The 12,502-nt window shown below is 54.1% G+C and carries 10 protein-coding genes and 1 pseudogene; 6 read left to right on the top strand and 5 right to left on the bottom strand.

All coding sequences use genetic code 11. The features are described 5' to 3' along the window. Positions 1-205 precede the first annotated feature (205 nt). Entirely contained in the window at positions 206-664 is a 459-nt protein-coding gene (gene gpt / locus DMB82_RS04925; RefSeq protein WP_010282559.1) for a xanthine phosphoribosyltransferase, read from the bottom strand. A gap of 330 nt (positions 665-994) precedes the next feature. Here gpt and pepD point away from each other — a divergent pair, with 330 nt between their 5' ends. Then, entirely contained in the window at positions 995-2,455 is a 1,461-nt protein-coding gene (gene pepD, locus DMB82_RS04920) for a beta-Ala-His dipeptidase (protein WP_102119153.1), read from the top strand. A gap of 67 nt (positions 2,456-2,522) precedes the next feature. Here the strand turns inward: pepD and dinB are convergent, their stop codons facing one another. Further along, the gene (gene dinB, locus DMB82_RS04915) at positions 2,523-3,581 is read right to left on the bottom strand and encodes a DNA polymerase IV (RefSeq protein ID WP_116164785.1); all 1,059 of its coding nucleotides are present in this window, start codon (positions 3,579-3,581) and stop codon (positions 2,523-2,525) included. Positions 3,582-3,624: 43 nt separating this feature from the next. Between dinB and DMB82_RS04910 the strand changes: the two are divergent. Then, positions 3,625-3,909 (top strand): annotated as a pseudogene (locus tag DMB82_RS04910) (SAM-dependent methyltransferase); the annotation flags it as partial. A gap of 267 nt (positions 3,910-4,176) precedes the next feature. Next, the gene (dpaA, locus tag DMB82_RS04905) at positions 4,177-4,932 is read left to right on the top strand and encodes a peptidoglycan meso-diaminopimelic acid protein amidase (RefSeq protein WP_116164783.1); all 756 of its coding nucleotides are present in this window, start codon (positions 4,177-4,179) and stop codon (positions 4,930-4,932) included. Here dpaA and DMB82_RS04900 read toward each other — a convergent pair. Beyond that, entirely contained in the window at positions 4,903-5,670 is a 768-nt protein-coding gene (locus DMB82_RS04900; RefSeq protein ID WP_039547089.1) for a class II glutamine amidotransferase, read from the bottom strand. The two genes, dpaA and DMB82_RS04900, sit on opposite strands and share 30 nt — an antisense overlap. Positions 5,671-5,720: 50 nt before the next feature. Further along, the gene (gene lpcA / locus DMB82_RS04895; protein WP_005975726.1) at positions 5,721-6,302 is read right to left on the bottom strand and encodes a D-sedoheptulose 7-phosphate isomerase; all 582 of its coding nucleotides are present in this window, start codon (positions 6,300-6,302) and stop codon (positions 5,721-5,723) included. Positions 6,303-6,652: 350 nt separating this feature from the next. Between lpcA and fadE the strand changes: the two genes are divergently transcribed. Both fadE and yajD read left to right on the top strand, forming a co-directional pair. Continuing rightward, positions 6,653-9,100 (top strand): acyl-CoA dehydrogenase FadE, encoded by a 2,448-nt coding sequence (gene fadE / locus DMB82_RS04890; RefSeq protein ID WP_116164781.1) that lies wholly within the window; start codon positions 6,653-6,655, stop codon positions 9,098-9,100. Positions 9,101-9,364: 264 nt separating this feature from the next. Further along, positions 9,365-9,715: an HNH nuclease YajD gene (gene yajD, locus DMB82_RS04885; protein WP_010282592.1), complete on the top strand. Its 351-nt coding sequence runs from the start codon at positions 9,365-9,367 to the stop codon at positions 9,713-9,715. Positions 9,716-9,777: 62 nt separating this feature from the next. Here the strand turns inward: yajD and mtnK are convergent, their stop codons facing one another. Then, positions 9,778-10,980, bottom strand: a complete 1,203-nt coding sequence (gene mtnK / locus DMB82_RS04880) for an S-methyl-5-thioribose kinase (RefSeq protein ID WP_116164779.1) — start codon at positions 10,978-10,980, stop codon at positions 9,778-9,780. 152 nt (positions 10,981-11,132) lie between these two features. On the opposite strand from mtnK, the gene mtnA reads away from it, so the two are divergent. After that, positions 11,133-12,161 (top strand): S-methyl-5-thioribose-1-phosphate isomerase, encoded by a 1,029-nt coding sequence (gene mtnA / locus DMB82_RS04875; RefSeq protein ID WP_116164777.1) that lies wholly within the window; start codon positions 11,133-11,135, stop codon positions 12,159-12,161. The last annotated feature ends 341 nt before the right edge of the window (positions 12,162-12,502 follow it).

Raw genomic sequence — 12,502 nt, 5'->3', positions numbered from 1 at the left:
ATCAGACGACTTCTTCGTCACCCGTTAAAGTGTAACGAACTCAGGCTAGGGAAGACAAACATCAACGGCAGAAACACACGATCGGATCAAAGCCTGCGCTAGAAATGACGAGAGATAAGAAGCAATAATCATCAACAACAATCGTCAAAAACAACAATGCCCGGCTAAACCGAGCATTGATGGAAACGAATATTCGCTCTGACGATTAACGGCCAGACAAAGGCGGAACAAACACCACGCCCATATCCCACGGCTGTTCAATCCAGGTGTCCTGCGGGATATCAATCACGTAGTCATCAACCAGTGGTTTACCAGCAGGTTTCGCGAAAATGGTCACAAAGTGCGCTTTCGGGTACATATCACGAATCGCTTTCGCCGTACCGCCCGTGTCAACCAGATCGTCAATCACGATAAACCCTTCGCCATCTCCCTCGGCACGCTTCAGCACTTTCATTTCGCGCTGGTTGTCGTGGTCATAACTGGAGATGCAAACGGTATCAACGTGACGAATGCCCAGCTCACGCGCCAGCAGTGCGCTGGGCACCAGACCACCGCGGCTAACGGCAATGATGCCTTTCCATTGATCGGCAGGCAGTAAACGCTGTGCCAGTTTGCGGGCATGAATTTGCAACATATCCCAGGTTACGACGTACTTTTCGCTCATAAAATATATCCCAGCCGAATAAAAAACGGCTTAAGTTGAGTCTGAGGGGGGAAAAAGGTTGCGCGAGATTATAGATAGCCAACAACATAAAAACCAGTTTTTCTCAACCTGAGAATCGAGTTTTTCCTGACAACCTGCGCCCTGGCAAGCCCATGGGTTCATATTGCAGCAGGAAAAATAAGGCAAAGCCGACGGCAATTCCCCTGCTTTGATGGAAAATGATATTCTGTTGTCACACGCCATGTTCCGTGGCTAACTGCGATCAACTTTAAACCTGTAGCCCTGCCTGCCAGAACGCGAAGACAGGCCGCTAAAAAGGAGACTGAAATAGTGTCTGAATTGTCTCAACTGTCCCCCCAACCTCTGTGGGATATTTTCGCCAAGATCTGTTCCATTCCGCACCCGTCTTATCATGAAGAAGCGCTGGCCGAGCACATTCTGGAATGGGCTAAAGAAAAAGGCATCTATACCGAGCGCGATCAGGTCGGCAATATTCTGCTGCGCAAAGCGGCAACCGCAGGCATGGAAAATCGCAAACCTGTCGTGTTGCAGGCGCATCTGGACATGGTGCCGCAGAAAAACAACGATACCGTACACGATTTCACTACCGATCCGATCCAGCCTTACGTTGACGGTGAGTGGCTGAAAGCACGCGGCACCACGCTGGGCGCAGATAACGGCATCGGTATGGCCTCTGCGCTGGCGGTGCTGGCCGATCCGAGCGTCGAGCACGGTCCGCTGGAAGTGCTGCTGACCATGACGGAAGAAGCCGGTATGGATGGCGCGTTTGGTCTGCAGCCTAACTGGCTTCAGGGCGAAATCCTGATCAATACCGATTCGGAAGAAGAAGGCGAGATCTACATGGGTTGCGCTGGCGGTATTGATTTCATCACCCATCTGCCGCTGGTGCGCGAACTGCCACCTGTCGGTTATCAAACGCTGAAGCTGACGATTAAAGGGCTGAAAGGCGGCCACTCCGGTGGTGACATCCATTTAGGGCTGGGCAACGCCAATAAACTGCTGGCTCGTTTCCTGTTCGAGCAGGCGCAAGCGCTGGATATCCGCATTCTCGATCTGAACGGTGGGACGCTGCGTAACGCGATTCCGCGTGAAGCCTTCGCCACGCTGTTACTGCCTGCCGCTAACGTCGAGCAGTTGAAAGCGCTGAGCCAAGACTATTTGGCCGTGCTGAAAAATGAACTGTCCGCCGTTGAGAAAAACGTGACCGTACTGGTGGAAGCCAGCGACAGCAACGAGCACCCGCTGACGCAAGACAGCCGCGATCGTCTGCTGGCGCTGCTCAACGCCACGCCGAACGGCGTGATCCGCATGAGCGACGAAGTCAAAGGCGTAGTAGAAACGTCATTGAACCTCGGTGTTGTCACGATGGAAGACGACCACGCGGAAATTATCTGCCTGATTCGTTCGCTGATCGACAGCGGTAAAGACGCCGTCGTCGGTACGCTGACGTCGCTGGGCCAGTTGGCTGGCGCGAAAACGTCACCGAAAGGCGGTTACCCAGGCTGGCAGCCGGATGCGCATTCGCCGGTCATGGCGCTGGTGCGTGAAACGTATCAGAAGCTGTTCAACAAGACGCCGAACATCATGGTGATTCACGCCGGTCTGGAATGCGGTCTGTTCAAAAAACCGTACCCAGACATGGATATGGTTTCCATCGGGCCGACCATCACCGGGCCACACTCGCCGGATGAACAAGTGCATATCGGCAGCGTCGATCTGTACTGGAAATTGCTGACAGCGCTGCTGAAAGCGATTCCGCCACGCGCTTAATCGCGTAGTCATAAAAAACAGGGCGGCGCATAGACGTCGCCCTGTTTTTATCCTCAACTCAACAGCCTTATCCCCAATCAAACACCAGCTGTCGCTCAATTTGCGGGTCGAGCAGTGTCACATGCAGTCCGACCAGTCGGACACCTCTGGATTTACGCCGCTCCTGCCAGGTTTGCTGCGCAATCTTCAACAGATCCTGTTTATTCAGCACCGGCCACACATGCTCCTGCGTGGTTTGCTGAAAATCATCAAACTTGAGTTTGACACCCTGACGCGCAATATGCAGATCGGGCTTCACCCTTTTCAGGCGGACTTCCAGCTCCTCATAGAGCTGTTCGATCAGGTTTTCACACTGTTCCCAGTCGTGGATATCCTGTGCCAGCGTCTTCTCCACACCGACCGACTTCCTCAGCCGATCGGGTGAAATCCGTCGCTCATCGATCCCCTGACATCGCTCCCACAGCACACGGCCAAACTTACCGAATTCTTTAAGCAGGTCCGCCAGCGCATACACCCGAACATCGGCACAGGTATGCAGGCCACGTTCCTCCAGCCGCTTCGCCGTCACCTTCCCAACGCCGGGTATCTTCTCCAGCGGTAGCATCAGCAGGAAATCATCCACCTGCTCCGGTGTAATCACATATTGTCCATTCGGCTTATTTAATTCAGACGCGATCTTCGCCAGAAACTTGATGGGTGCAATCCCCGCCGAGGCTGTCAGATTCAATTCATCGGCGATGGTTCGACGGATTTCTTCAGCGATACGCGTCGCCGAACCGTTGCAGTACGGGCTATCGGTGACATCCAGATAGGCTTCATCCAGAGAAAGCGGTTCGATCAGCGACGTGTAGCGGGCGAAGATCTCGCGGATTTGGCGCGAGGTGGACTTATACACCTCCATGCGACCCGGCAACAACGTGAGGTGTGGACAGAGACGCAAGGCGGTTGCCGTTGCCATCGCACTGCGGACACCGTAGCGTCGGGCAGGATAGTTCGCGGTGCTAATGACGCCACGGCGATCGGCGCTTCCACCAATCGCCAGAGGAATATCGCGCAGGCGCGGGTTATCACGCATCTCAATTGCTGCGTAGAAGCAGTCCATATCAACATGAATGATTTTGCGCATACTGGCCCTCCGACAATACTGTATAAATATACAGACCAAAGTCAGTATAGACAAGCTGCGCGATACCTCACACGTGCGTAATTACGCACCGGGCGAATGGCTGAGCTTCTTTACCGACGCAGGGTTTATCGTGCGTAACATCACCAGCGACAGGCTGACGCTGGAATTCAGCAGTTGGATCGCCCGTATGCGCACGCCAGAGCATTTCGCTGTTGCGATTCGTGAACTGCAAAAAACGTTGCCGGATGAGGTGGTACAGCATTTTGACGTACAGGCAGATGGTTCCTTTGTCACCGACATTATGATGATAGAAGCCAGCCGCGCCTGACGCACTTTCCCGCAATTAACGACCTCAAAACGACCTCAAATTTGAACGGCCCGCAGCCTTTCGGGCCGTTTTTTGTAAATGTTATTTTTTAGCGCTTTTCAACGCTTGATTAATACGAAACCAATGATAATGTGATTTCGTTTTCGTCGCTGCCTATTCGCCGACGAAATAGATACCGATAACGGCAGTCCCAACGCTTTCGCTAAAACACCAGTCGCGCGACGCGGATGCCGCATGTAGCAAGCAATTTTATTATCAGGAACCATAATGCAAAAAATCGCGCTGTCGTTTGCGATGTTGTTTTTTTTGCCTTCTCTTGTTATTACCAGCGAAGCCAGTGTTGTTACCAGCGCCGCCAGCGAGACCGCACCGCCGCTAGCGCCGATAGCAAAAGAATTAAAACAGCAATTATTAGGCTCTCCGATCTATATTCAGATCTTTAAAGAAGAGCGGATATTCGAACTTTATGCGAAAGTCGGTAACGACTATCGTTTATTGGAACAATACCCCATCTGTAAATATTCAGGCGGGTTAGGGCCAAAACGCGTTGAGGGCGATTTAAAAAGCCCGGAAGGTTTCTATCAGGTTGACCTGCGTCAGCTCAAGCCAGACAGCCACTATTATCGCGCGATCAATATCGGCTTCCCCAATGACTATGATAAATCACAGGGATATTCCGGTCGTTATTTGATGATCCACGGTGAGTGTGTGTCGGTTGGCTGCTATGCCATGACCAACACCTATATGGATGAGATTTATCGCTATGCCGAAGCGGCGCTACGCAACGGGCAGGCGAAAATTGATATCGCCATCTACCCGTTCCGTATGACGGAACAGAACATGCAGCGCCACCGTAATTCCACCTACGCCAGCTTCTGGAAACAGCTTCAGCCGGGGTACGCCTATTTTAATCAGCACAATCAGCCACCGGCTATCACAGTGTTTAACGGACAATACGTCGTTAACCCACCGTTGATGACCAGCCAGCCGAGCTTAAAGTACGCGCTCGCCGAAACAAAATAGAACGAATTCACCTGGCATAATCTGATGCCAGGTTTCGTTGCCCGTTAGCGGCTGCGTCGCCAGCACGGTGACGACATCATTGGGTGTCGTCTGCTGCTGGAAATCAATCTCCACATCCTGATCCAACAGCGTCGCTTTACCAAACGGCGCGCGGCGAGTGATCCAGTAGAGTTTGGTTGAGCAATACCCCATCACAAAGCGCCCGTCCGACAGCAGCATGTTAAACACGCCTTTCTCCCGCAAGACATCGGCCTGCTTGGCGATATAGCGGAATACCGCTGGCCAGTTGCCCGGCGTACGCGGGTAGCGTTCAGCCAGTTGGGACAGCAGCCAGCAGAAAGCAAATTCGCTGTCCGTCTGGCCAACAGGGCGAAACATGCCTGTTTTCAGGGAATGGTAGCCTTTCAGTTGCCCGTTGTGGGCGAACGTCCAGTTCCGCCCCCACAGCTCACGCGTAAAGGGATGGGTATTTTCCAGCGACACCGCACCGCGATTGGCTTGCCGGATGTGTGAAACCACCGCACACGATTTGATAGGGTAATCCTGCACTAGCCGGGCAATCGGCGAATTATAGCTTGGCAGAGGGTCTTTGAACGTACGACAGCCGTTCCCTTCATAAAAGGTAATTCCCCAGCCATCCCGATGCGGTCCCGTTTTCCCACCGCGCTGTATCAGCCCGGTAAAGCTAAAGCAGATATCCGTCGGCACATTCGCGCTCATCCCCAGCAATTCACACATCTGACTTCCTACCCTTCCCTTCTTGCCCGTTTAGAGCGAATTAATGTGGCTTACTGATCCGCCATCTCTTTTTCAATCAGTTGAATCAGGATGTGAATCGCTTTGATATGGATTTCCTGAATACGGTCGGCATAACCGAAATGCGGAACACGAATTTCCACATCGGCCGAACCTGCCATTTTACCGCCGTCTTTCCCAGTCAGCGTAATGACCTTCATGCCTTTCGCTTTTGCCGCCGCAATGGCTTTAATAATGTTGCCAGAGTTACCCGAAGTGGAAATCCCCAGCAGCACATCGCCTTCACGCCCCAGCGATTCAACATAGCGAGAGAAGACAAAGTCATAGCCAAAATCGTTGCTGACGCAGGACAGGTGGCTCGGATCGGAAATCGCAATGGCCGGATAGCCCGGTCGATTCTCGCGGTAGCGGCCCGTCAGCTCTTCGGCAAAGTGCATGGCATCACAGTGTGAACCACCGTTACCGCAGGAGATCACTTTACCGCCCGCTTTAAACGCGTTAGCCAGCAGTACCGCAGCATTTTGAATCGACTGAATGTTCGCGTCATCACTCAAGAAATTATTCAGTGTTTCTGCCGCTTCTTTCAGTTCACTACGGATTAAATCCTGATACATGGAGTCCTCTCATTTTGTCTGGTGACAACATTCTTTTCTGTTCAGCAGTGTAGCGGATCGTGCCAACAGCGAGAAGCGCGTAATCACGGGATTGAGAGGATCGCTGATGCCCGTCAGAAAACACACGGCTGCCGCTCGGTTTGTGAAGTGAGTTGTAATTATGATGTAAACGAATTGATAAAAATAATCAGATAAACTACAACGAATATAAGCAACAGGTCAGACCTCTTATAACATTGACCTATTACGCCTTATTTCACTGATAAAAACGGTTCTCACTTTCCACTACCACGTAACGCTTGGTGGTAAGGTGAAAACCCTCCATTCGATCACAATGCTGGAGACACGTTATGGTTGCTGTCAGTATCCTCCTCCTACTGATTATCATCGGCGCGATGTTTTACCATCGGCTCAGTTTGCTGCTCAGCAGTGCCATCCTACTAGCCTACTTCGCGGCCATGTCCGCCATGTTACTGTGGCCCGTCTGGCTGATGATTCCACTCGTGATTCTGCTGATTCCGATTACGGTTCCGACCCTGCGCCAAAAGCTGGTTTCTGCTTCCGCGCTGCGCATGTTCCAGAAAGTCATGCCGCCGATGTCGAACACAGAGAAAGAAGCGATTGATGCTGGGACAACCTGGTGGGAAGGCGACCTGTTTCGCGGCGCGCCGGACTGGAAAAAGCTGCATAACTATCCGCGTCCGCAGTTGACCGCCGAAGAGCAAGCGTTTATCGACGGGCCAGTTGCTGAAGCCTGCCGAATGGCAAACGACTTTGAAATCACCCACGAACGCGCCGATATCCCGCCAGAACTGTGGGAATATTTAAAAGAACACCGCTTCTTCGCCATGATCATCAAGAAGCAGTACGGCGGGCTGGAATTCTCGGCCTATGCACAGGCACAGGTGCTGCAAAAACTGGCGGGCGTTTCCAGCATTGTGGCAATCACCGTCGGCGTGCCTAACTCACTCGGCCCCGGTGAACTGCTGCAACATTACGGTACGGATGCGCAAAAAGATCACTATCTGCCACGTCTGGCACGCGGTCAGGAAGTCCCCTGCTTTGCGCTAACCAGCCCGGAAGCGGGCTCTGATGCAGGCTCGATTCCCGATACTGGCATAGTCTGCTACGGCAACTGGCACGGCGAACAGGTCGTGGGCATGCGCCTGACTTGGAATAAACGCTATATCACACTCGCCCCCGTCGCCACCGTGCTGGGGCTGGCCTTTAAGCTGTACGATCCCGACCATCTGTTAGGCGATCAAGACGATGTAGGCATTACCTGTGCGTTGATTCCGACGGACACCGACGGCGTTAAAATCGGCCGCCGCCATTTCCCACTGAACGTGCCGTTCCAGAACGGGCCAACGCAGGGGGAGAATATTTTTGTTCCGCTGGATTACATCATCGGCGGCGCGAAGATGGCGGGTCAGGGATGGCGTATGCTGATGGAGTGCCTGTCGGTCGGACGCGGCATTACGCTGCCGTCTAACTCTACCGGCGGACTGAAGTCGATTGCCCTCGGCATCGGTGCTTACGCGCACATTCGCCGCCAGTTCAAAATCTCCATCGGTAAGATGGAAGGCATCGAAGAACCGCTGGCACGCATTGCGGGTAACGCTTACGTGATGGACGCCGCCGCGACGCTGATTACCAGCGGCATCATGCAGGGTGAAAAACCGGCGGTGCTCTCCGCTATCGTCAAATATCACTGTACCCACCGCGGTCAGCGCAGCGTGATGGATGCGATGGATATCGCCGGCGGTAAAGGCATCTGTCTTGGCCCGTCCAACTTCCTGGCGCGCAGCTATCAGGGCGCACCGATTGCGATCACCGTGGAAGGGGCGAATATTCTGACGCGCAGTATGATCATCTTCGGACAAGGCGCCATCCGCTGTCACCCTTATGTGCTGGAAGAAATGGCAGCCGCGCAGGAAAACGACGTATCACGCTTTGACCGCTCGCTGGTGGGTCACATCGGCCACGTCGGTAGCAACACAGTGCGCAGCTTCTGGCTTGGGTTGACCAACGGCCTTCTAAGCCGTGCGCCAGTGAACGACAAAACACGTCGCTACTATCAGCAGCTCAACCGACTCAGCGCGAACCTGGCGCTGCTGGCGGATGTGTCGATGGCGGTACTCGGCGGCAGTCTGAAACGTCGTGAGCGTATCTCCGCGCGTCTCGGGGATATTCTCAGCCAGCTTTATCTGGCTTCCGCGACGCTGAAACGCTATGAGGATGAAGGGCGTCAGAAAGCAGATTTACCGCTGGTGCACTGGGGCGTGCAGGACAGTCTGCATCAGGCTGAGCAGGCGCTGGACGATCTGCTGCGTAACTTCCCGAATCGTGCCGTCGCAGGGTTGCTGACCTTTATTATCTTCCCGCTGGGTCTGCGCTGCCCAGCACCGTCTGACCGCCTCGACCATGAGGTCGCGAAGATTCTGCAAACGCCGTCAGAAACGCGCAGCCGTTTGGGGCGCGGTCAATATCTGGTTACCAGCGAACACAACCCTATCGGGCTGCTGGAAGAGGCACTGCTGGATATCATGGCCGCCGAGCCAATTTACCAACGCCTGTCGAAGGCCAGCGACAAACCGCTGCCGTTCATGCGATTGGATCAGTTGGCAGAGCAGGCGCTGATCGAAGGTCAGATTACCGCAGAAGAAGCGGATATTCTGACCAAAGCGGAAGCCAGCCGCTTACGTTCAATCAACGTGGATGACTTTGCATTCGATGCACTGGCCGCCAACAAGCCCGCGCCCGTACCGCAACCGGAAAGAAAAACCGAAGCAGCATAAACAGAAACAGGCCGCCAATATGGCGGCCTGTTCCTACCGATAAAAACCATTGAGCGGTAGTAACGGATAGATCGTAAAGACGCTGTAAACACGTCCATGTGCGCTCGGCTTGCGCCATCCATGGCGCAAACGCTTTACTCTTCTATTCCGTTACTACCGTTCCCGTTCGGCAAATAGGTTCGTTAAGGCTCTTCCTATTCTTCCTTTGCAGGTCAAGCAGTTGTAAAATCCACATCATCTTTCCTTCTGAATGAAACCTGACACATGGCTTACATCCCCAAGAACTATGCCAGACTTGAAAGCGGCTACCGCGAAAAAGCGCTCAAACTTTTCCCGTGGGTATGTGGTCGCTGTTCACGCGAATTCGTCTATTCCAACCTGCGTGAATTAACCGTTCACCACATCGATCACGATCACAGCAATAATCCGGAAGATGGCAGTAATTGGGAAATGCTGTGCCTCTACTGCCACGACCATGAGCATTCAAAATATACCGATGCGGATATGTACGGTTCGACCGTCGTTGCAGGTGAAGATGCGCAGAAGGATGTCGGTGTTGCCACCCATAACCCTTTCGCGAATTTGCAGGCCATGATGAATAAAGGGAAGAAATAATCGGTTTGCCGCTCCCATCAGGTTCATTGACGGGAGCGGTTATCGCAGACGTGGTTAACGAGTTAGGCGCCGCTCTGTCGCACACGCGCCAGCAGCGCATCCACATCCGCAATATGCGGAGCCGCCAGCACCAGCGTTCTGCCCAGTGAAATCGCATGTCGCTGGCACGCTAAACGCGCTTCCGTCTCCTGAATGTTGTCCAGATCGGCGACGTGCGCCAGCCCAATCGTGCGGCGAATCAATTCGGTGCCACAGTAGCCAACGGCATCCCGCCAGACCTGCTGTAAAAACAGCGCGGCATAGCCCGATTCCGCCAGCGCAGGATCGCGACTTTCGCTTTCGCTCAATGCCAGAAAACGGGCGGAAAAGGTCTGCCACAGAGTACGGATATCTTCCAAACGTCGTTCGCGTCCAGCGGCCGCCTCGCGCGGTGCCAGCAGCCCCGGTAGACCGCAATAATTCAGCAGCAGATTGCCGACTGCGGTGCCGACATCAAAGCCAATCGGCCCGTAGAAACCGAATTCAGCATCAATCGCCTTTAAGCGCCCTTCTGCCACAAAGATCGATCCACTGTGGATATCGCCGTGCAGCAGCGCCTCCGCTTTGCTCAGGAAGCCATGCTTCAGCCCGGCAACCGTCAGCTTCAGCGCCCGATCGTCACGCAAGGCCAGCACATCCGGCGTCAGCGCGGCATCAAACTGGTTTCTTTCATGATCGACATAAGGGTCGGTAAAGAAAAGATCTTCAGTAATCTGACACAGTTCGGGGTTAGTGAACTGGCTGACCGCCGCTTTCTTCTCATGCGGGTGCTGATAGAAATCAGAGGTGTGGAATAACGTCTGCGCCAGATATTCTCCCAGTTGTGCCGCCGCCTGAGGATAATCCGCGCCATTAACCAGCTCGCTGCGCCAGATACGATGATCGGAGAGATCTTCCTGCACCATCACTGCCAGTTCAGGATCGTGATATAACACGGTCACGGTATGTTGCGGACAAAAACGCGCGTGCGTCAGCAACGTTTCGGCTTCAATGCGGGCGCGGTCAAGTGTCAGCGGCCAGGATTCCCCGACACAGCGCACGTAGGGCAGCGCCTGTTTAACGATTACCCGACTGACGCCCGCTTCATCTTTAATTTTAAACACCAGATTCAGATTGCCATCGCCGATCTCTTCTGCGGCTACCAGCGTTTGCGGCTGACTGACACCACCGTACTGGCGGGCATATTCAACAGCGTCATCCGCCGTAAAAGTGCGGTAAAGTGACATTCCAACTCCTCGCTATTCTGAAATCAAAACTGTTCTTAAATTAAAACTATTTTTGAAATAAATATATGGACATAAAAACGTTCGGACGTCTATACATCTATCAGGCATATTGGCAGAATAAGAATATCGATGCAACATGGATTTAACGACCTATGCAGACACTTAACACAACCAGCCTGAAAATTGTTGATAACCAACTGTGGATCCTCGACCAGCAGGCGCTACCGCAAGAAAAACGCTGGAGCCCGTGTCCGGATGTCGCGTCACTGGTTGAGCATATCCAGACGCTGCGGGTACGCGGCGCGCCGTTGATTGGCCTGTCCGCCAGCCTGCTACTCGCGCTGCTGGCCGAGAAAGGGTTATCACAAGCCGAACTGGCGCAGGCGCTGGAGACGCTGAGAGCATCGCGCCCTACCGCCGTAAACCTGATGAACAATCTGGATCGCATGAAGCTGGCGTTGGCACAGCCGCAGTTTGTTGAGGTGCTGGTGCAGGAAGCCCTGCGCCTGGTAGAAGAAGATCGTGCTCTGTGCGAACGCATTGCCGATCGCGGCGCTGCGCTGGTAAAACCCAATAGCCGCTTACTGACCCACTGCAACACTGGCGGGCTGGCAACGGCAGGGATCGGCACCGCCATCGGCGTGCTGCGGCGTGCGCACCAGCAGGGAAAGGTCACACAGGTGTGGGTCGATGAAACGCGCCCGCTCTTGCAGGGCGGACGCCTCACGGCCTGGGAACTGGGTGAACTAGGCATTCCTTATCAGCTCATCTGTGATTCGATGGCCGCCAGCCTGATGGCGCAGGGTCAGGTCGATGCAATTTGGGTCGGTGCAGACCGCATTGCGGCTAATGGCGACGTCGCCAACAAGATCGGCACTTACAGCATCGCGGTGCTGGCGCACTATCACCAGATTCCGTTTTACGTCGCGGCACCGCACACCACGCACGATCCCGCGTGCCCAGACGGTCGAGCCATCCCTATCGAACAGCGTGCCGCCGCCGAAGTCACCGGTGTCTCCGGCAGCTTCGGCCACTGCCAGTGGGCACCGCAGAACGCCGCCGTCTACAACCCGGCATTCGACGTCACCCCCGCCGCCTTAATCAGCGGCTGGGTGCTCGACACCGGCGTGGTCACGCCACAAGACGTCAAAGAAGGGATATTTCAGAAGGCGTTGAAATAGGAAAATAAGTTCCAGTGATGCGATTCTTCTTGGCGTAAATAGGCCGAGGAGATGATGGGCTTCTGGATGAGCCGCACGGACGCGGCGAAAGCCAGTGCCGCGTCGGACAAAAACGTCAGTGACGTTTTTGAACAGCACTAGTGCTGGCCCGAAGGGCGAGTCCCATTTATGGGACGAGTAAACGCGTCACTGGCGGTCCATCAGAAGAACATTAGCGACGAGGGGACCGCGTCAGCGGCATATTTCTCGCCAAAAGCCAGGGTTCCCAGGGCGACGGCGATTGAGCCGCCCTGGGTCGGGCGTTTCGTAACATGCAACATAGAGCGGAAAATATCGAAACG

The organism is Pectobacterium aquaticum (genome assembly GCF_003382565.3).
In the GTDB taxonomy this organism is placed as follows: domain Bacteria; phylum Pseudomonadota; class Gammaproteobacteria; order Enterobacterales; family Enterobacteriaceae; genus Pectobacterium; species Pectobacterium aquaticum.
The sequence above is the reverse complement of the archived record's forward strand: the minus strand, read 5'-3'. Positions and strand labels throughout refer to the sequence as shown.